Genomic DNA, 19,195 nt, shown 5'->3' on the forward strand with positions numbered 1-19,195 from the left:
GCGGCGGGATCAGCGCAGCGGCACCTGCCAGTGCACCTCGGTGCCCTTCGGCTCGGCTCGGCGTACCTCGAACACGCCGCCGTGGCGTTCGGCGCGCTCGCGCAGGTTCACCAGGCCGCTGCGCGCGGCCGCCGGGTCGCAGCCCACCCCGTCGTCGGTCACCGTCACCGAGACCTGGCCGCCGTCCACGTTCACGGTCACCGACACCCGGGACGCCTGGGCGTGGCGTACCGCGTTGGACAGGGCCTCGCGGAGCACGGCCGTGAGGTCGGGGCGGACCTGCTCGGGCACGGCGCTGTCGATCGGCCCGTTCAGCTCCAGCCGGGGCCGGTAGCCCAGCGACTCGGCGGCCACCGAGACCGCCTCGCGGATCTCGGTGCGCAGCGCCGCACTCATCGGGGTGCGCAGCTCGAAGATGGTGCGCCGGATGTCCTTGATGGTGGCGTCGAGGTCGTCGACGGCCGCGTTGATCCGCTTTGCGACCTCCGGCTTGGCCGTCATCGGCGCGGCGCTCTGTAGTTGCAGGCCGGTGGCGAACAGCCGCTGGATCACCACGTCGTGCAGGTCGCGGGCGATCCGCTCGCGGTCCTCCAGAACCACCAGCAGTTCCCGCTCCTCCTGCCCCCGGGCCCGCTCCATCGCCAGTGCGGCCTGGCCGGCGAAGCTGCCCAGCAGGGCCACGGCGTCGTCGGTCACGCCCTTGTGGTCGGGGGAGTGGGCGATCACGAGTACGCCGTGCAGGGTGTCGGCCGTGGCCAGCGGGGACACCACCGCCGGCCCGGTGTGCAGCACCGCCGGCCAGGGGGCGGCGTGTGCCAGGTCCGCCACCAGGTGGTGGCTGCCCTGCGCGACCGGTTCGGCGAAGCTGGTGTCGGCTGCCGGCAGGGCGGTGCCGACCAGCGCCCGCGCCTGGTCGGTGGGCCCGTCGACGACCTCGACGGTGAAGTGGTCGGCCTCGTCGTCGTAGAGCAGCACCAGCGCCAGCTCCGCGTCGGCCACCTCGCGGGCGCGTCGCGCCACCAGTGCCAACGCGTCGGTGCGGCGCACCTCGCCGAGCAGCAGTGTGGTGATCTCCGCCGTGGCGGCCAACCAGCGTTCCCGGCGGTGGGCCAGCGCGTACAGCCGGGCGTTCTCGATGGCCACGCCCGCCGCGGCGGCCAGGGCCACCACGATCTCCTCGTCGTCTTCGGTGAACTCGGCGCCGCCCTGCTTCTCGGCCAGGTAGAGGTTGCCGAAGACCTGGTCGCGGATGCGTACCGGCACGCCCAGGAAGCTGTGCATGGGCGGGTGGTGCGGCGGGAAGCCGTACGACTTCGGGTGCTGGGTGATGTCTGGCATCCGCACCGGGCGCGGGTCGTCGATGAGCATCCCGAGCACGCCCCGGCCGTGCGGCAGGTCACCGATCTTGGCGTGCACTTCCGGGTCGATGCCGTGGGTGATGAAGTCGTGCAGCAGGCGGTCCGACCCGATCACCCCGAGCGCGCCGTAGCGGGCCCCGGCCAGCTCGCACGCCGACGCCACGATCCGTTGCAGGGTGCTGCGCAGATCGAGGTCGGTGCCGATGCCGACGACCGCGTCGAGCAGCGCCCGCAGCCGCTCCCGGCTGGTGACCACCTCGCCCACCCGGTCCAGCATCTCCTGGAGCAGCTCGTCGAGCCGAACCCGGGACAGCGGGCTCAGCCCCAGCGAGGGGGCGGCGGGCGGTTGCTGGCGGGGGTTCGGTGTGCTGGCGACCACCCGAGGATGCTATCGCCCGCGCGATCCGGCCTGCACCGTCGCTACTCGCGGTGACCGTCGACGGCGGACGTGTCCACCACCTGGGCGCGCTCCAGGCGGGGGGTGTGCGAGGGGCCGGCGTGTGCCGGATCGGCGATCCCCAGCCGCAGCACCAGGTACGGGTGACCGAGGCCGGCCAGCAACTGACGCAGCGTCTGCCGGGTGCCGGGGACCTCCACCACCCCGCTCAGCGGCACCACCGACACCCCGAGCCGGGTGGCGGTCAGCCACGCCGCCGACAGGGCCTCCCCGGCGCGCAGCCAGCTGTCCGGTTCGTCCTCGTCGCCGTAGAGCAGCCCGTACGTGGCGGCCCGGTCGTGGCCCGGCCCCACGGGCAGGGTGCCGGGACGACCGAAGTCACGGGCCGGGACGGTGGTCTGCGGGGCCTGCTCGGGCAGCACCTCCGGGGGCAGCCCGGACCCGCCGGTGCGGCTGGTCCAGTAGTCCAGTTCCTCGCGTAGCTGCGGGTCCTCCGCTTCCACCGTGGCCGCCTGTGAGGCGGCGGCGGCCAGCTGGAGCATCTGGTCGGGGCCGAGGACCTGGACGCGGGCGCCCTCCCGGCCGGCCGCCGCGGCGATGGCGGTCAGCGCGACGGCGGGCACCTGCTCGTCGCTGACCGGCCGCCGGTCGGTGTGTCGGATCTGCATGCACTGCACCATGTGCATCGCGTCGGGTTCGGCGCCGGTGTGTCGCAGGTCGGTGAACCGGGCCAGCAGGTCCGGGTCGCCCGGCTCGGGCAGTCGGTGCACCGTCGCCGTCCAGCCCTCGGCGGCCAGCGCGAGCCGCGCGTGGTGCAGGGCCGCGCCGCAGCTCAGGGCGAGCAGCAGCCCTTCCGGGTCGGTGGCGGTGAGCCGCCGGTCGGCGGCCACCCGGAGTTCCAGTGTGTCGGGCAGCACCCGCCACCGCCAGGGCTGGGTGTTGTGCACCGACGGGGCGTGGCCGGCCATCGCGGCGGCCTCCGCGAGTGCGGTGGTCAGCGGGTGGTCCGTCGCCGGCGTCTGGTGGCTCATCGTCACGACCTTTCCGTGTCTCCCCATCCTGCCGCACCCGGTCACGGCCGCGGGGGCGGGTCGGGTTCATCCTGGCTTATCCCACGGTGTCCCGCACGGCCCGGGGTGTGTCCCCGGCGCGGCGGTGTGTCGGTTCGGTGGTTACGCGGACCACCGTCCGTGCCCCGGCCGGGGTTGCGACGATCTCCTGGTGGGGGCGCAACCGAGACAGTGCGTGCCGGAACAGCCGGCGCGGCGTGGCCGGACGGGCTGGTGGCAGTGGATGCCGCTGGCCGGGCTGACGGCGCTGGTCCTGGGCGGGGCCGTGCTGCGGCTCACCGGCCGGCCCGGCGCTGCCGGCGCGGTCTGGGCGGCGGCCACGGCGGCGGCGCTGCTGCCGGCGGTCTGGTCGATGCTGCGCGACCTGTGGCGGCGGCGGTTCGGGGTGGACGTCATCGCGGTGCTGGCGCTGGCCGGGGCCCTCGGTGTCGGCGAGTACCTCGCCGGCGCGGTCATCGCGGTGATGGTGGCCACCGGCCGCTCGCTGGAGGTGTACGCCCAGCGGCGGGCCACCCGGGACCTGCGTGCCCTGCTGGCCCACGCCCCGCGGACGGCCCGGCGGCGCACTCCCGACGGTGGGGTGGAGGTGGTGCCGCTGGACCAGGTGGCCGCCGGTGACCGGCTGCTCGTCGGTCCCGGCGACGTCGTCGGCGTCGACGGGGTCACCGAGGCGGCGGCGACCCTGGACGAGTCGGTGGTGACCGGCGAGTCCCGGCTCGTCCAGCGCGCCGAGGGCGAGGCGGTGGCCAGCGGCGTGGTCAACGCTGGCGCAGCGTTCGGGCTGCGGGCCACCACCGACGCGGCCGGCAGCACGTACGCGGGGATCGTGCGGCTGGCCGAGGAGGCCACGGCCCGCAAGGCCCCGACGGTGCGGCTGGCCGACCGGTACGCGGTGGCGTTCGTGCCGTTCACCCTCGCCCTGGCAGGGTTGGGTTGGGCGCTGTCGGGGGAGTTCGTGCGGGCGGTGGCGGTGCTCGTGGTGGCCACCCCCTGCCCGTTGCTGCTGGCCACCCCGATCGCGATCGTGTCGGGGCTGTCGCGGGTGGCCCGGCGGGGGGTGCTGGTCCGCGACGGCGGCTCCCTGGAGTTGCTGGGCCGGGCCCGCACCCTGCTGGTCGACAAGACCGGCACGCTGACCGCCGGCCGACCCCGGGCCGCCGCACAGGTCACGGCGCCCGGCCTCGACCCGGACGAGGTGCTGCGGCTGGCCGCCAGCGTCGAACAGCTCTCTCCGCATGTGCTGGCCGCCGCCCTCGTGCGCCAGGCCCGCGACCGGGGGTTGCCGCTGGTCACGCCGACGGACGTCACCGAGGAGCCGGGACGCGGCGTCGCTGGTCGGGTCGACGGGCGGCTCGTCCGGGTCGGCCAGCTCACCGGCGAGCTACCGGCGTGGACGGAGCAGGCCCGGTCGCGGGCGGAGGAGGCCGGCTGGGCGGTGGTGTGGGTCAGCGACGCCGGTGGGCCGCTGGGGGCGGTGCTGCTGGCGGATCCGGTACGCCCCGACGCCCGGGACACGGTGCGTCGGCTGCGCGCGGCCGGGCTGACCCGGATCGTCATGGTGACCGGCGACCGGTCGGTCGTCGCGGGACGGGTCGCCGCGGAGGTGGGGGTGGACGACGTGCTCGCCCGCTGCACCCCGGCGGAGAAGGTGGACCGGGTGCGCGCCGAGGCGGGACGGGCCGTGACCGTCATGGTCGGCGACGGGGTGAACGACGCACCCGCGCTGGCCGAGGCCCACGTGGGGGTGGCGATGGGTGCCACCGGGGCGACGGCGGCGGCCGACGTCGCCGACGCGGTGCTGACCGTGGACCGGCTCGACCCGCTCGCCGACGCCGTGGAGATCGCCCGGTATGCCCGCCGGATCGCCGTGCAGAGCGCCACGATCGGCATGGGCCTGGCGCTCGTGGCGATGGGGTTCGCGGCGGCCGGATTCCTGCCGCCGGTCGTCGGGGCCTTCCTCCAGGAGGGCATCGACGTGCTGGTCATCCTCAACGCGCTGCGGGCGCTCGGTGGTGGGGTGCGCAACGCGTGACGCCGGCCGGAGGTGGTCCGGCCGGCGTCACACCCGTTCAGCGTTCCCGCACCACCGCGACCGGGCAGTGCGCGTGCTGGATCAGCTGCTGGCTGACCGAGCCGAGCAGCATCCCCTTCAACCCGCCGTGGCCCCGGGAGCCGACCACGACGAGCTGGGCGTTGCGGCTGGCGTCGACCAGCAGCGGGGCGGGCGCGGCGACCGCCACCTCGACGGTCAGCTCCACGTCCGGGAAGTCCGTACGCCAGCGTTCCAGCGACTCGTCCAGCTCGGCACCCTCGGCGGCCAATGCCACCTTCGGGTCGGGCTCCGGCTGCCAGGGCGCGTTCGGCGGCTGCCAGGCCCGGACCACGTGCAGCGGCACCTTCCGGAAGGCGGCCTGCTCGAACGCGAAGCCGAGCGCCTTCAGGGAGTACTCGGAGCCGTCCACCCCCACCGCGACGTGGCCGGCGCGACCACCCTCGACGGCTCCGCCCCGCACCACGACCACCGGGCAGTGGGCGTGCGCGCTGACCGCCACCGCGGTGGACCCGGCGAGCAGGCCGGCGAAGCCGCCGTGCCCCCGGCTGCCCAGCACCAGCAGGGCGGCCCGGGCGGACCGTTCCTCCAGCACCAGGGCCGGTGGCCCGTCGAGCACCTCGCCGTGCACCGTGATGTCGGGATGTGTCGCGGCGGCGTCGCCGGCCGCCTTGGCCACCAGTTCCTCCACCTGCCGGCGGGCTGTCTCGTCCGGCCACACGCCGGGGGCGACGCCGGGGCCGATCCAGCCGGCCACGGTGAGCCATTCGAAGACGTACGCCAGCCGGACAGGTCGAGCGCTGCGGCCCGCCTCGTCCAGCGCCCACCGCAGTGCCGTCGCCGCGTCGGGGGAACCGTCGTAGCCGACCAGGATCTCGTCGCTGCTCATCGGATTCGCCTCCTCACCGGTTGGTCTGGTCGCTCTCGCGTACCCAGCGCCACTCCGCCACCCGGGGGTCGTCCTCGCCGAACCGGCGGGTGTGGTCCCGGCAGGCCTGCCGGGCGTCGACCATCTCCTGGCGCAGGTGGGCGGCGCGGGCGGCCAGCCCCGGCACCCGGTCGATCACGTCGATGACCAGGTGGAAGCGGTCCAGGTCGTTGAGCATCACCATGTCGAACGGCGTGGTGGTGGTGCCCTCCTCCTTGTAGCCGCGCACGTGCAGGTTGGCGTGGTTGGTGCGCCGGTAGGTCAGCCGGTGGATCAGCCAGGGGTAGCCGTGGTAGGCGAAGATGATCGGCTTGTCGTCGGTGAAGATCGTGTCGAACTCCGAGTCGGGCAGCCCGTGCGGGTGCTCCGACGGCGGTTGCAGGCGCATCAGGTCGACCACGTTGACCACCCGTACCTTCAGGTCGGGCAGGTGCTGGTGCAGCAGGTCCGCAGCCGCCAGGGTCTCCAGCGTCGGCACGTCCCCGGCGCAGGCGAGCACCACGTCCGGTTCGCTGCCGGTGTCGGTGCTGGCCCAGTCCCAGATGCCCAACCCGCGACGGCAGTGTTGCACCGCCTGGTCCATGGTCAGCCAGTTCGGCGCGGGCTGCTTGCCGGCCACCACCACGTTGATGTAATGCCGGCTGCGCAGGCAGTGGTCCATGGTGGACAGCAGCGTGTTGGCGTCCGGCGGCAGGTAGACGCGCACCACCTCGGCCTTCTTGTTCATGACGTGGTCGATGAAGCCCGGATCCTGGTGGGAGAAGCCGTTGTGGTCCTGCCGCCACACGTGGCTCGACAGCAGGTAGTTCAGCGACGCGACCGGCATCCGCCACGGGATGTCCCGGGTCACCTTCAGCCACTTGGCGTGCTGGTTGACCATCGAGTCGACGATGTGGATGAACGCCTCGTAGCTGGTGAAGATGCCGTGCCGGCCGGTCAGCAGGTAGCCCTCCAGCCAGCCCTGGCACAGGTGCTCGGAGAGCACCTCCATGACCCGCCCGTCGGGGGACAGGTGGTCGTCGCCGGGCACCGTGCCGGCCACCCAGGCCCGGTCGGTCACCTCGAACGCCGCGCCGAGCCGGTTCGAGGCCACCTCGTCGGGGCCGAACAGGCGGAACGTCTGCGGGTTGGCGCTGATCACGTCGCGGACCCACTTGCCCAGCTCGCCGGTGGCCCCGGCGACGGGCTGACCCGGACGGGTGACGTCGACGCCGTACTCCCGGAAGTCCGGCAGGACCAGGTTGCGCAGCACGACGCCGCCGTTGGTCACCGGGTTGGCGCTCATCCGCAGGTCGCCGGTGGGGGGCAGCGCCGCCAGCTCGGCCACGGGTGCGCCGGTGGCGTCGAACAGTTCCTCCGGCCGGTAGCTGCGCAGCCAGCGCTCCAGCTCGGCCAGGTGCGCCGGGTTGTTCCTGACCGCCGACAGCGGGACCTGGTGGGAGCGGTACGTGCCCTCTACCCGCTTGCCGTCGACGTCGTGCGGGCCGGTCCAGCCCTTCGGCGTCCGCAGCACGATCATCGGCCAGCGGGGACGCTCCACGGTGCCGCCCGAGCGGGCCCTGCGCTGGATCGCGGCGATCTCGTCGAGTGCCCGGTCGAGGGTGGCGGCGAGGGTCTGGTGCACGGTGGCGGGGTCGTCGCCGGCCACCACGTACGGCTGGTAGCCGAAGCCCCGCATCATGTCGACCAGGTCGGACTCGGGGATCCGGTCGAGCACCGTCGGGTTGGCGATCTTGTAGCCGTTGAGGTGCAGGATGGGCAGCACCGCGCCGTCCCGGGCCGGGTTCAGGAACACGTTGGACAGCCAGCTGCCCGCGAGCGGCCCGGTCTCCGCCTCGCCGTCGCCGATCACGCAGGCCACCAGGAGGTCCGGGTTGTCGAACGCCGCGCCGTAGGCGTGGCTCAGCGCGTACCCCAGTTCGCCGCCCTCGTGGATCGAACCCGGCACCTCCGGTGCCACGTGGCTCGGGATGCCGCCGGGGAAGGAGAACTGGCGGAACAGTTTGGCCATCCCGGCCTCGTCGCGGCCGATGTGGTGGTACAGCTCGCTGTAGGTGCCCTCCAGCCAGGTGTTGGCGACCAGGGCCGGACCACCGTGGCCGGGGCCGGTGACGAAGATGGCCTGCTGGTCACGGGCGACGATGACCCGGTTCAGGTGGGCGTAGAGCAGGTTCAGGCCGGGGCTGGTGCCCCAGTGGCCGAGCAGCCGCGGCTTGACGTGTTCCGGGGCCAACGGCTCGCGCAGCAGGGGATTGTCCAGCAGGTAGATCTGCCCGACGGTGAGGTAGTTCGCCGCCCGCCAGTAGGCGTCCAGCCGGCGCAGCTCGTCTTCGGTCAGGGGGCTGTGCAGGTCTACAGCGGTTTCCATGCTGACTGAGCCTCTCGCAGGTCGGGGGACTTCGCATCTCGAACTGGTGGTGCACGTCCAGGATCGTCCTGTCGACGGATGTGGATCAGGGCCAATGGTCCCGCGTCAGCCGGGCTGCTGGGCCCCGTTGACCAGACCGCGTACCACCATCACCGGCGCGGGGGAGTGGTAGAGCAGGGACTGGGCCACCGCCCCGAGCATCCCCCGCCGCGGCTCGTCGCCCCGCGCGGCGACCACCGCGACCTGCGCCGAGCGGGACTGGTCGACGAGCACGTGCCCCGGTTCGCCGTGGATGGCGTGGCATTCGACGGCGACGTCCTGGTGTCGGCCCGCGCAGTCGGCGACGATCCGGGCGAGCCGGTCCGTGGCCTGTTCGTCGGTCTCACCGCGCTCGACCACCCGCACCGCGAGCAGGCGGGACCGGCGGCGCGAGGCGCAGTCGAACGCCCAGCGCAGGGCGAGCCGGGAGAGGTGGGATCCGTCGACGCCCACCAGCACCGGGCCGAGCGGGGGTGGTTCGTGACGGGCCACCAGCACCGGGCAGTCCGCCCGCGCCGCGATCTGCACGGCCGGGGCGTCGGCGAACACGCGGTGGTCGTGGCCGGCCATGCCGCTGTCCCCGACGGCGACGAGGAAAGCCGAGACGGACCTGCGGACCAGGGTCGTCACCGCCGAACCCTCGACGATCTCGGCGCCCACCGGTAGCGCCGGCTCGCATTCGTTGGCGACCGCCGCCGCCCGGGAGACCAGTTCCTCGGCCTGCGCCCGTGGCCCGACCACCGAGGGGGCCTCGAACGCGGAGTCCCAGTCGAACGCGTGCAGCAGGAGCAGGGGTCGCTGGTGCAGGGCGGCCTCCCGCGCGGCCACCCGGACCGCCGGGAAGGTGCGCTCGGAGGAGACCCCGACCAACACCGCGGCGTCGGCGGCTGCCGCCATCCGACATCACCTCCGCAGGTGTCGCGCCCGGTTCCCCTGTCGAGGCTAGTCGTGGCGGCGACGGTCGGCGTGGTGGTTCAGCGGAACTGCAGTCTGTTGACCGTGTCGAAGACCCGGGCGCCGAGGAGGCGGCGGCTGTGCACCATCGCCCACGCCGCGACGGTCACCAGGTAGCGGGTGCGCGGACGGCGGACGGTCACCGCCCGCTCGATCACCCGGGCCACCGTCTCGGGGCTGGCGGCGAGCAGCCTGTTGCCGTACGAGCGGGTCATCGTCGCATCGACGGCGGCGACCAGCTTCCCGTACGGGCCGGAGGGTTGCTCCCGCGCGCCGAGCGACCCGGCGGCGACGGCCCCGAACCCGGTGCGGATCAGGCCCGGTTCGACGATCGCCACGTCGATGCCGAAGGGGCGCACCTCCTGGCGCAGCGCGTCGGAGATCGCCTCCACGGCGTACTTGCTGGCGTGGTAGTAGCCCCCGCCGGGGAAGACGACGCGCCCGCCCATGGAGCTGACGTTGATGATCCGGCCCCGACCCGCCCGTCGCATTCCCGGTAGGACGAGCTGGGTGAGTCGGCTCAGCCCGAACACGTTCGTCTCGAACTGCGCCCGGACCCGGTCGAGTGGGGTTTCCTCGATCGGGCCGTACTCGCCGTAGCCCGCGTTGTTGACCAGGACGTCGACCTGGCCGTGGTCGGCCTCGATCGCGGCGACCGCCGCGCGCATCGACGCCTCGTCGGTGACGTCCAGGGGGACCAGGCGGGCACCGGCCCCGGCCAGGTCGGCGATCGCCTCGACCTTGCGGGCGGTGGCGTAGACGGTCAGGTCGGGGCGGCGGGCGAGCCGGCGCACGGTGGCCCGGCCGATGCCGGAGGAGGTGCCGGTGATCAGGACGGTGGTGGTCATGCGGGGTCTCCCAGTGTCATCAGGCCGGCGACGGTCAGGGCGACGCCGGCGCGCAGTCGTTGCCGGGGCAGGTCGGGGTTGGTGACGTCGGCCTCCAGGCCGCGGGTCAGGGCGACGAGCACGTCGGCGACGGCCCGGGCCCGGGGGCCGGCGGTCTCCGCGAGCACCCCGGCCACCACGTCGGTGATGTCCCGGGTGTACGTCGTGGCGAGGTCGCCGGTGAGTTTCGCGCTGGTGTCGAGCAGTTCGGTCGCGTGTCGGCTGTCCCGGTGCAGGGTGAGGGTCAGCTCCAACTTCGCGGCGAGCACGTCGTACAGCCGCTGTTCCAGGGTGCGGTCGGGGGCCTGGGCGAGGTGGCGTGCCTGGTGCAGGGATCCGGTGAAGAGGCGTTCGGCGAGCCGGCGGAAGGCGTCGTCCTTGTTGCGGACGTACTGGTAGACGGCGGGTCGGGACATGCCGGCCTCGGCGGCGATGTCGTCCATGGTCGTGCGGCGCATCCCGTGCCGGGTGAAGCACGCGTACGCCGCCGTCAGGATCGTCTCCAGCCGGTCGCTTGACATGCTGACGATTATTGCATGATCTGTCAGATCGTCAAAGTTGGTCGCCTGTGCTGTCCGTGTCCGGTGATCGCCCTGACGGGCCCGGTGTCCGGTTTCGGGGTGTGGTCGGGGTCGCCCGCTGGTGGGAATGGCGGGTGGGTGGGGGTGGTTGTGTGGGGTGGCTGATCGAGCAGGGCCCGTGCCACCTCGGGTGCCGCGACCCCCCGGTGGGTTCCGGGGAATGGGTCGGGCCGGTCGGTGGTTACACATGGTCCCGGCGCCGTGAGGGGCATCCCCCCGGTACCGGACATCCCCCTTGGTTCTTTGAGCGCCTGTCGGTGCTTGCACCCACCGTGTCCCCCTTGTGGTGGGTGTCGACCCCCGAACGGAGCTGTTGTCATGACGTCGAAGCTGCTGCGTAAGAGTGTGTTGGGTGTTGCTGGTCTGGCGTTCGCCGGTGGCATGGTTGCTGGTCCGGTTTCGGGTGCGGTCGCCGCGCCGGCCGAGGCTGCCCCGGTGACGGCGGTCGTGCAGGCCGAGAAGGCGGGTAAGCCGGACATGGGCAAGCTGGTGCCGCATGGTGTGCAGGGCGCCCAGTCGCGTATCGACCTGTCCGACGAGCAGGTCGCCAACGCCAAGGCGATCGTCGCGGCGACGAAGAAGGCCGGGATGGACGAGCGTGCCGCCGTGGTGGCGATCGGTACCGCGTTGCAGGAGTCGAAGCTGGAGAACCTGGGCCACCTGGGCGACCGCAACGACCACGACTCGCAGGGCCTGTTCCAGCAGCGCCCGTCCAGCGGGTGGGGCACGGTCGAGCAGATCACCGACCCCGAGTACTCGACCCTGGCGTTCCTGAAGGGCCTCAAGCAGGTCGACGGCTGGCAGGACATGCCGCTGACCGTGGCCGCGCAGACCGTCCAGGTCTCGGCGTACCCCGACCACTACGCCCAGTGGGAACAGCAGGCCGCCGACCTCGTCGCCGAACACTGGAACAACTGACCATGAACCACCTCACAGACAGCCGCTGGCCGGCACCCGAACCGGGTGCCGGCCAGCGGCCTACCCGCACCGGACGCCGGCTGCGCCGAAACGTACGTGTGGCCCTGCCGACCACGGGGTCGCGCCGGCTCGCCGAAGCCTGCCGGGTGCTGCACACTTGCGCCGTGGACTCAGGACAGGACGAGCACGGGCTGCGTTCCGCCGTGGTGGTCAACCCAGTCAAGGTGGCCGATCTCGATGCATTCCGCCGCACGGTCCGCGACGCGCTCACCGCCGCCGGCTGGCCCGAGCCGATGTGGTTCGAGACCACCGCGGACGACCCGGGCCGGGGTCAGACGGAGCAGGCCGTCGCCGCCGGGGTCGACGTGGTCTTCGCCTGCGGGGGCGACGGCACGGTGATGGCCTGCGTGAGCGGGCTGGTGGGCACCGAAGTGGCACTCGCGGTGCTGCCCCAGGGCACCGGAAACCTGCTCGCGGCCAACCTCGGCCTGTCGACCGACCTCGCCGCCGGGCTGGAGGTGGCGATCGAGCGCGGTCGCCGGCTGCTCGACGTCGGCGCGGTCGAGGAGCACCACTTCGCCGTGATGGCCGGCATGGGTTTCGACGCCCAGATGTTGGAGGCCACCAACGAGACCACCAAGAAGCGGATCGGTTGGCCCGCGTACGTGGTCGGGGCCGCCCGCCACCTGCGGGACCGGCCGATGAAGGTCCTGATCCGCCTCGACGACCAGAAGCCGCTGCGCCGCCGAGCCCGGTCGGTGCTGGTGGCTAACGTCGGTCGACTTCAGGGCGGAGTCCGGTTGCTCACCGAGGCTGAGCCGGACGACGGTTACCTCGACGTCGCCGTGCTCAGCCCGCGGACCCTGCGGCACTGGCTGGCACTGGGCTGGGCGGTGCTGCGCCGACAGGACCGGGTGCCCAGGATGGAGGTGTTCCGGGCCCGGCGCGTGGAGATCGTCAGCAACCGTTCGCAGCCCCGTGAACTCGACGGCGACCTGATCGCCCCCGGCCGCACCCTGAAGGCGGAGATCCGCCGCCGGGCGCTGTGGTTGTGCGTCCCGCGACCGGAGCAGGCACCGGACCTGGCCGACGACGCGAAGGCGGCGGCCGAGCGTGGTGAGCGGCTGGTCGAGGAGACCCGAAGTGAGTAGCACCCGGATCGTTCCCGAGACCCGGCTGATGGCCGACGAGGAACTGTCCGCCGACCACGCCTGGCAGACCCTGCGCCGGAAGGGCGGTTGGCGGCTGCTGCACGACGCGTTCACCCGGTTCCGGTACGGCGACGGGTTCAGCCACTCGCGGGCCCTGGCCTTCCAGCTCTGCCTGGCCGTGGTGCCCTTCCTGATCGCCCTGACCGGCCTGATCCCCGAGCTTGGCGTCGGCGAGGGCGGCGAGGTCGTCGCCGACACCGTCCTCGCCCTCACCCCCGGTGCCAGCGACCAACTGGTGGGGGACCTGCTCGGTGAGGGAGAGCGCACCGAGGAGGCGGGGGAACTGGCGTTGACCCTCGGCCTGATCACCGGGCTGGCCGCCCTGACCAGCACCATGGCCCAGATCGAGCGGGGCGCCAACCGGATCTACGGCGTCGAACGGGACCGCCCCGCCCTCTGGAAGTACCTGCGCGCGACCGTCCTCGCGTTCACCGCCGGCGTACCGGCCCTGTTCGGTTTCCTGATCCTGGTCGGGGGTGGCCCGCTGGGTGACTCGGTGCAGCGGCACTACGCCTGGGGCGACTTCGCCGCCGGCGCGTGGGACGTGGTGCGGTGGCCGCTGAGCCTCGGACTGACCGTGCTCGCCGTGGCGGTGCTGTTCCGGCACGCGCCGCGGCGTAACCAGCCCGGCCTGTCCTGGCTGTTCTTCGGGGCCGTCATCGCCACCGCGCTGTGGTGGCTGGCGAGCCTGCTGCTCGCCGCGTACGTGCAGTTCAGTGAGGGTTTCGGGCAGACCTACGGGGCGCTGACCGGGGTGATGGCCCTGCTGCTGTGGGCCAACCTGACCGGCATGGCGCTGTTCGGCGGGCTGTCCTTCGCCGCCCAGTTGGAGGCGGTGCGCATCGGCGTACGGGAGCCGGCCCAGCCGGACCTGTGGCAGCCGGAGGCCGACCGGGATGCGATCCACGACACCGGCGAGATGACCTCGCTCTGACCGGCTGCGGGTGTACGCGGGACGGCGATCGGGTACAGCGCCCGCCAACGGAAGGAGGCTGCCGTGGGCGCGGTCAAGGATGTCCTGCGACGACCCCTGGGGCACTTCACCGAGCGGACCCTCGCCGGCCTGGCGCTGGTTCTCGGTGCCGGGGTCGGCTTCGGGCTGCTGCTGACGCTGGTCCGGGTCGAGTGGTCGCCCCTGTACGCCGTCGACCACGGCGTGGCGCAGTGGCTCAACGACCGGGTCGCGCCGATCAGCCCGCTGGTCACCGTGCTCACCGCGATCACGGATCTCGGCGGCCGGGCGGTGCTCATCTGGCTGGTCACGGTTGCCGTGCTCGGTCTGCTGATCCGCAGACAGGGTCGGCTCGCGGTGTTCCTGATCGTCACCGGCCTGGGCGCGCTGCTCCTCGACCCGTCGCTGAAGACCCTGGTCGACCGGCTGCGGCCCGAGGTCGACGTGGAGATCGGCACGTACGCCGGGCAGAGCTTCCCCAGCGGCCACGCGCTCGGCTCGATGGTCGCCTACGGCGCGGTGCTGCTGGTGTTCCTGCCGGCCATGGCGCCCCGCTGGCGCAAGGCCGCCATCGCCATCGTCGCCCTGCTCGTCTTCCTGATCGGGTTCACCCGGATCGCGTTGGGTGTGCACTTCCTGTCCGACGTGCTGGGCGCGTGGCTGCTCGGCGCGGCCTGGCTGGGCGTGACCGCGTACGCCTTCCGGCTGTGGCGGTTGGAGCGGGGCCGGCCCGCCACCGGGCTGACCGAGGGGCTGGAGCCGGAGGCGGCGCACGAGGTGTCCCCCGCCCCCGACGAGGAGAAACTGCTGCCGCACCCCCGCGCCGCCGTCTTCGAGGTGGTCGCCGGCTGGGTGCTGGTCTTCGGCGCGCTCTACGCCTTCGGCATGTTCGTCAGCTACTACGCCGGGGGCACCTTCCTCGCCACCCTCGACGAGGTCGTGCCGAACTGGTTCGACGCGCGGCGCACCCCCGCGCGGGACGATTTCAGCGCCTGGTGGAGCGAGGTGGGCAACACCCATGCCATCCTGTTGATCTCGCTGGTGTTCTGCCCGCTGGTCCTGGCGATCTGGCGGCGCTGGCGTCCGGTGTTGTTCGTCGCGTTGACCATGTTCGGCGAGCTGAGCCTCTTCCTGGCCTCCGCCGCCGCCGTGGGCCGACCCCGCCCCCCGATCGAGAACCTGGACGGGCCGATGCCCACCTCGTCCTTCCCGTCCGGGCACATCGCCGCGACGCTGTGCATCTGGGTGGCGATCGCGGTGATCGTGTTCCCGCGTACCGACCGGTGGTGGCGGTGGGTGTTCGTGGCGCTCGCCGTGGTCATGCCGGTCGGGGTCGCGATCTCCCGCATGTACCGGGGCATGCACCACCCCACCGACTTCATGGGCGCGATCCTGCTGACCGGCCTGTGGATCGGCCTGCTCTACTGGGTGGTGCGCCCCAACGAGGACCTGCGTGAGGGCAACCGGCCGAGCATCGAGTCGGAGGACGTGGACACCCTCGACGACGAGCTGGCCCGGGCCGCCCAGCCCGGCTGAGCCATGCTGCGGGTGATGACCTGGAACATCCGGACCGGCGGTCAGGGCTCCGGCGGCCCCGACCGCCGGGACCGGATCGTGCGGGTCGTCGCCGAGGCCCGGCCCGACGTGCTCGCCCTCCAGGAGCTGCGCGGCGTCGACGCCGACGTGCTGGCCGGGTTCGCCGAGCGGACGGGCCTGCGCGGACACCTGGCCCGGTCGGTCTTCGGGCAGCCGGTGGCGGTGCTGCTGCGTCCGCCGTGGCGGATGGTCGCGTCCGGGCCGGTGCGTCGGCCGTTCCACCACGCCGCCGCGCGGGTGGTGGTGGCCACCGACGCCGGGCCGCTGACCGTCGTCGGCACCCACTTCGATCCGTACTCGGGGCTGCGCCGCCGGCTGGAGGCGGGCTGGGCCGCCGCCGCCCTACGACCGGCCCGAGGTGGCCTCGCGCTGCTCGCGGGGGACCTGAACACCCTGGAGCCGGGCGCCGACCACGCCGACCGGATCGCCCGGCTGCCGCAGCCGTACCGGCGTCGGCACCTGCGCCGCGACGGGCGGACGGTGGACAGTCGTGCGGTGGCCCGGCTGCTCGACGCCGGGCTGGTCGATCTGGGGGTGGCGGCGGGCCCGACCGCGCCCACCCGGCACGGTGGCGGCGCGGAGTTCTCCGGGATGCGGCTGGACTACCTGCTGGCCACCCCGGCCCTGGCCGCCCGCTGCCGGGACATCCGGGTGCTGCGCGGCGGCGAGACCGAGTACGCCTCGGACCACTACCCGGTGCTCGCCGACCTGGCCCTGTCGCCGGCCTGACCTGCCACGGCGCTGCCGGGCGCCGAGCCGCGGCGGTGCTCAGACGACCAGGTTGAGCAGGACCGTGAGGACGATCGAGGCGACGATCGAGAAGAGGATCATCAGGAGGCAGCCGAGGCCGCCGCCGGCGGGACGGATCTCCGTGTTGCCGATGCGCATGTGCTCACCTGTTCGTCAGTTGGTCGGGACGGTCGAGGGCAGGAGGGAACGGACGAGCCACGGCGTGGCCAGCCGCAACGGCGACGTTTCCCGCCCGCTCGCGGGTGCCGGCGGGGTGCCGAGCCCCGACGGCCGTCGGCGGGGCACCGGGATCACAGCTCCCGCAGGCGGGGGAGCAACTGCTCCTGCGCCCAGTCCAGGAACATGGGCTGGCTGTCGCCGCCGACCTGCACGAGGGCCACGTGGGTGAAGCCGGCGTCGACGAACTGCTTGAACGCCTCGACGTGCCGGTCGACGTCCGGCCCGCAGGAGACGCCCTCGGCCACGTCCTCCTCGCGTACGAACTGGGTGGCCGCCGCGAAGGACTCCGGGCCGGGCAGGTCGGCGTTGACCTTCCAGCCCATTCCGAACCAGCGGAACTGGTCGTGCACGATCTTGCGGCACTCGGCCTCGTCCGGCCCGTAGCAGATCGCCACCTGACCGTAGCGGGGGCGGCCGATGCCGCCGGCGTCGTCGTACATGCGCATGATGTGCGGGTCGGGCTCGGTGGCGACGATGCCGTCGGCGTACTCGGCGGCGAGGGTCGCCGACTGCCGCCCGGAGGCGGCCACCGCCATGGGCACCGGGGTGTCGGGGCGGTCCCACACGTACGCGTCGGGCACGTCGTAGTGGTTGCCGGAGAAGGTCAACGTCTCCCCGTTGAGCAGCGGACGGATGATCTGCAACGCCTCCTCGAACATCTCGTGCCGCTGCTGCACGTGCGGCCAGCCGCCCACCACGTGTTCGTTGAGGTTCTCGCCCGCCCCGAGCCCGAGGGTGAACCGGCCGTCGGAGAGCACTCCCACCGTGCTCGCCTTCTGCGCCACCACCGCCGGGTGGTAGCGGCGGATCGGGCAGGTCACGAAGGACATCAGCTCGGCCCGCGAGGTGGCGTGGGCGACCGCACCCAGCACCGACCAGGCGTACGGGGAGTGGCCCTGGGAGTCCAGCCACGGGTAGTAGTGGTCGGACATCACCAGTTGGTCGAAGCCGGCGGCCTCGGCCCGGACCGCGTGGTCGACCAGTTGCTTGGGACCGGCCTGTTCACACATGAGGGTGTAGCCGACCTTGACCATGGTGTCTCCTTCCGACCCGGGGGCGGATCATCCCGGGGTGTCCCGGTCATCCCGGGGTACCCCGGGCGGGGTGGGTCAACCATCGATGCCGCTTGACGTGTCCGCACCCCCTGCCTACCGTTGCCTGAACCGGTTAAGAGGCCGGCGTGGTGCACATCCTGTGGTGGGGATGTCCGCCCCCGTGGCGGCTCGGGCTTTCTGGGCCGTCACGGGTCGCCGTCCAACCGGATCGGACACTGAACCGGTTGCCGTCGCCCGGCAGATCGGCCTACGCTGATCCCTGCCTCGCCGGGCCCCGGGCCGGCGGCTGCCGGGCAGCAGCCGCCCCACCTGTCACACCACCCGCACCCCATCGGGCACGGGGTGAGAAGACCTCCCTGAGGAATGTCATGAGAAAAGCACTCGCGGGTGTCGGCGCCGTCCTGCTGACACTGGTCGCCGCCGTGTTCGCCTTCGGGCCGGCCGCGTACGCCGCCACCGGGTTCACGGTCAACAACGGCAAGCTCCACGACGCCAACGGCAACGAGTTCATCATGCGCGGGGTCAACCACGCGCACACCTGGTACACCCACCAGACCAGTTCCTTCGCCAACATCAAGGCCCTCGGCGCGAACTCCGTGCGGGTGGTCCTGTCCAGTGGCGACCGGTGGACCCGCAACAGCACCGACGACGTCGCCAACGTCATCTCGCTGTGCAAGGCCAACCGGCTGATCTGCGTTCTGGAGGTGCACGACACCACCGGGTACGGCGAGCAGAGCGGCGCCGCCACCCTGGACCAGGCCGTCGACTACTGGCTCAGCATCGCCCCGGCCCTGGTCGGCCAGGAGCGCTACGTGATCGTCAACATCGGCAACGAGCCGTACGGCAACCAGGGCTACTCCACCTGGGCCACCGACACGTCGAACGCCATCAACCGGCTGCGCGACGCCGGCCTCGACCACACGATCATGGTCGACGCGCCGAACTGGGGCCAGGACTGGACGTTCACCATGCGCGACAACGCCGAGGCGGTCTTCGAGTCCGACCCGGACCGCAACACGGTGTTCTCCATCCACATGTACGGCGTCTTCGACACCGCCGCCGAGATCAGCGACTACCTCGGCCGGTTCCGCACCGCCGGGTTGCCCATCGTGGTCGGCGAGTTCGGTTTCGACCACTCCGACGGCAACCCCGACGAGGACGCCATCCTGTCCTACAGCCAGGCCAACGGCATCGGCTGGCTGGGCTGGTCGTGGAGCGGCAACGGCGGCGGCGTCGAGTACCTCGACCTGGCGATCAACTTCGACCCGAACAACCTGAGCACCTGGGGTGAGCGCCTGTTCAACGGCCCCAACGGCATCAAGCAGACGGCCCAGGAGGCCAGCGTGTTCGGCTCGGACCCGAGCCCGACGCCGACCAGCCCGACGCCGACCCCGACCCCGACCCCGACGTCGACCCCCAGCCCCACCCCGACCAGCACGCCCCCGCCCAACGGCGGGTGCTCGGCCACGTACACGATCGTCAACCAGTGGCAGGGCGGCTTCCAGGGTGAGGTCAAGGTGACCGCGGGGGCCTCGCCCATCACCGGCTGGACCACCAACTGGACGTACGCCAACGGGCAGAGCGTGAGCCAGTCCTGGAACGCGTCGCTGACCTCCAGCGGGTCGGCCGTGACCGCGCGCAACGTGGGGTACAACGGCCGGCTCGGGGCCGGGGCCAGCACCAGCTTCGGCTTCATCGCCAGCTGGAACGGCACCAACTCCGTCCCGGCGGTGACCTGCACCGCGAGCTGATCCTCGTCGTGGCGCCGGTGGCCGGGTCCAGGTGGACCCGGCCACCGGAACGGATGCGCCCCGGGCGCGGCTGGCCCAAGTTGCCACCGCGCGACGGTGGCGGGCGCACCA

Annotated in this window: 15 protein-coding genes; 7 read left to right on the forward strand and 8 right to left on the reverse strand. The window is 72.7% G+C overall.

The genetic code is table 11. The features are described from left to right. Nucleotides 1-9 precede the first annotated feature (9 nt). Complete coding sequence (locus GA0070616_RS21105; protein ID WP_091091329.1) at nucleotides 10-1,680, reverse strand: sensor histidine kinase; 1,671 nt, start codon at nucleotides 1,678-1,680, stop codon at nucleotides 10-12. A 98-nt stretch (nucleotides 1,681-1,778) separates the two neighbouring features. Beyond that, complete coding sequence (locus tag GA0070616_RS21110; protein WP_091085888.1) at nucleotides 1,779-2,786, reverse strand: Acg family FMN-binding oxidoreductase; 1,008 nt, start codon at nucleotides 2,784-2,786, stop codon at nucleotides 1,779-1,781. Between the two features lie 262 nt (nucleotides 2,787-3,048). On the opposite strand from GA0070616_RS21110, the gene GA0070616_RS21115 reads away from it, so the two are divergent. Then, nucleotides 3,049-4,857 carry a heavy metal translocating P-type ATPase gene (locus GA0070616_RS21115; RefSeq protein ID WP_425413006.1) on the forward strand — a complete coding sequence of 603 codons (1,809 nt, stop codon included), beginning with the start codon at nucleotides 3,049-3,051 and terminating at the stop codon, nucleotides 4,855-4,857. A gap of 37 nt (nucleotides 4,858-4,894) precedes the next feature. Here the strand turns inward: GA0070616_RS21115 and GA0070616_RS21120 are convergent, their stop codons facing one another. The 5 genes from GA0070616_RS21120 to GA0070616_RS21140 form a co-directional block, all read right to left on the reverse strand. Then, entirely contained in the window at nucleotides 4,895-5,764 is an 870-nt protein-coding gene (locus GA0070616_RS21120) for a universal stress protein (RefSeq protein WP_091085896.1), read from the reverse strand. 13 nt (nucleotides 5,765-5,777) lie between these two features. Continuing rightward, the gene (locus tag GA0070616_RS21125; RefSeq protein WP_091085899.1) at nucleotides 5,778-8,171 is read right to left on the reverse strand and encodes a phosphoketolase family protein; all 2,394 of its coding nucleotides are present in this window, start codon (nucleotides 8,169-8,171) and stop codon (nucleotides 5,778-5,780) included. 105 nt (nucleotides 8,172-8,276) lie between these two features. Then, complete coding sequence (locus GA0070616_RS21130) at nucleotides 8,277-9,107, reverse strand: universal stress protein (protein WP_091085903.1); 831 nt, start codon at nucleotides 9,105-9,107, stop codon at nucleotides 8,277-8,279. Nucleotides 9,108-9,184: 77 nt separating this feature from the next. Beyond that, nucleotides 9,185-10,012, reverse strand: a complete 828-nt coding sequence (locus GA0070616_RS21135) for an oxidoreductase (protein WP_091085906.1) — start codon at nucleotides 10,010-10,012, stop codon at nucleotides 9,185-9,187. Continuing rightward, nucleotides 10,009-10,572 (reverse strand): TetR/AcrR family transcriptional regulator, encoded by a 564-nt coding sequence (locus GA0070616_RS21140; protein ID WP_175440147.1) that lies wholly within the window; start codon nucleotides 10,570-10,572, stop codon nucleotides 10,009-10,011. Before GA0070616_RS21140 ends, GA0070616_RS21135 begins: the two co-directional genes overlap by 4 nt. Before the next feature lie 378 nt (nucleotides 10,573-10,950). Here GA0070616_RS21140 and GA0070616_RS21145 point away from each other — a divergent pair, with 378 nt between their 5' ends. From GA0070616_RS21145 to GA0070616_RS21165, 5 genes are all read left to right on the forward strand, one after another. Then, nucleotides 10,951-11,550, forward strand: coding sequence for a hypothetical protein (locus tag GA0070616_RS21145; protein ID WP_091085912.1), 600 nt, complete (start codon nucleotides 10,951-10,953; stop codon nucleotides 11,548-11,550). Between the two features lie 164 nt (nucleotides 11,551-11,714). Next, nucleotides 11,715-12,701 (forward strand): diacylglycerol/lipid kinase family protein, encoded by a 987-nt coding sequence (locus GA0070616_RS21150; RefSeq protein ID WP_245712851.1) that lies wholly within the window; start codon nucleotides 11,715-11,717, stop codon nucleotides 12,699-12,701. Further along, nucleotides 12,694-13,695 carry a YihY/virulence factor BrkB family protein gene (locus GA0070616_RS21155; RefSeq protein ID WP_091085920.1) on the forward strand — a complete coding sequence of 334 codons (1,002 nt, stop codon included), beginning with the start codon at nucleotides 12,694-12,696 and terminating at the stop codon, nucleotides 13,693-13,695. Before GA0070616_RS21150 ends, GA0070616_RS21155 begins: the two co-directional genes overlap by 8 nt. Before the next feature lie 63 nt (nucleotides 13,696-13,758). After that, a complete protein-coding gene (locus tag GA0070616_RS21160; protein ID WP_091085923.1) occupies nucleotides 13,759-15,249 on the forward strand; it encodes a phosphatase PAP2 family protein in 1,491 nt (496 codons plus the stop codon). Nucleotides 15,250-15,252: 3 nt separating this feature from the next. Next, on the forward strand, nucleotides 15,253-16,038 hold the full coding sequence (locus GA0070616_RS21165; protein ID WP_091085926.1) for an endonuclease/exonuclease/phosphatase family protein: 786 nt from the start codon (nucleotides 15,253-15,255) through the stop codon (nucleotides 16,036-16,038). Between the two features lie 311 nt (nucleotides 16,039-16,349). Here the strand turns inward: GA0070616_RS21165 and GA0070616_RS21170 are convergent, their stop codons facing one another. Then, the gene (locus GA0070616_RS21170) at nucleotides 16,350-17,312 is read right to left on the reverse strand and encodes a TIGR03557 family F420-dependent LLM class oxidoreductase (protein WP_091085930.1); all 963 of its coding nucleotides are present in this window, start codon (nucleotides 17,310-17,312) and stop codon (nucleotides 16,350-16,352) included. Nucleotides 17,313-17,701: 389 nt separating this feature from the next. Between GA0070616_RS21170 and GA0070616_RS21175 the strand changes: the two genes are divergently transcribed. After that, nucleotides 17,702-19,084, forward strand: a complete 1,383-nt coding sequence (locus GA0070616_RS21175; protein WP_091085932.1) for a cellulase family glycosylhydrolase — start codon at nucleotides 17,702-17,704, stop codon at nucleotides 19,082-19,084. Nucleotides 19,085-19,195: the final 111 nt, after the last annotated feature.

This window comes from Micromonospora nigra, assembly GCF_900091585.1.
Taxonomy (GTDB): domain Bacteria; phylum Actinomycetota; class Actinomycetes; order Mycobacteriales; family Micromonosporaceae; genus Micromonospora; species Micromonospora nigra.

Coding starts and splice junctions, on each gene's coding strand:
- GA0070616_RS21110 (WP_091085888.1), bottom strand. CDS start 2,786: ATGAGCCACCAGACGCCGGCGACGGACCACCCGCTGACCACCGCACTC.
- GA0070616_RS21115 (WP_425413006.1), top strand. CDS start 3,049: ATGCCGCTGGCCGGGCTGACGGCGCTGGTCCTGGGCGGGGCCGTGCTG.
- GA0070616_RS21120 (WP_091085896.1), bottom strand. CDS start 5,764: ATGAGCAGCGACGAGATCCTGGTCGGCTACGACGGTTCCCCCGACGCG.
- GA0070616_RS21125 (WP_091085899.1), bottom strand. CDS start 8,171: ATGGAAACCGCTGTAGACCTGCACAGCCCCCTGACCGAAGACGAGCTG.
- GA0070616_RS21130 (WP_091085903.1), bottom strand. CDS start 9,107: ATGGCGGCAGCCGCCGACGCCGCGGTGTTGGTCGGGGTCTCCTCCGAG.
- GA0070616_RS21135 (WP_091085906.1), bottom strand. CDS start 10,012: ATGACCACCACCGTCCTGATCACCGGCACCTCCTCCGGCATCGGCCGG.
- GA0070616_RS21140 (WP_175440147.1), bottom strand. CDS start 10,572: ATGTCAAGCGACCGGCTGGAGACGATCCTGACGGCGGCGTACGCGTGC.
- GA0070616_RS21145 (WP_091085912.1), top strand. CDS start 10,951: ATGACGTCGAAGCTGCTGCGTAAGAGTGTGTTGGGTGTTGCTGGTCTG.
- GA0070616_RS21165 (WP_091085926.1), top strand. CDS start 15,253: ATGCTGCGGGTGATGACCTGGAACATCCGGACCGGCGGTCAGGGCTCC.
- GA0070616_RS21170 (WP_091085930.1), bottom strand. CDS start 17,312: ATGGTCAAGGTCGGCTACACCCTCATGTGTGAACAGGCCGGTCCCAAG.
- GA0070616_RS21175 (WP_091085932.1), top strand. CDS start 17,702: ATGAGAAAAGCACTCGCGGGTGTCGGCGCCGTCCTGCTGACACTGGTC.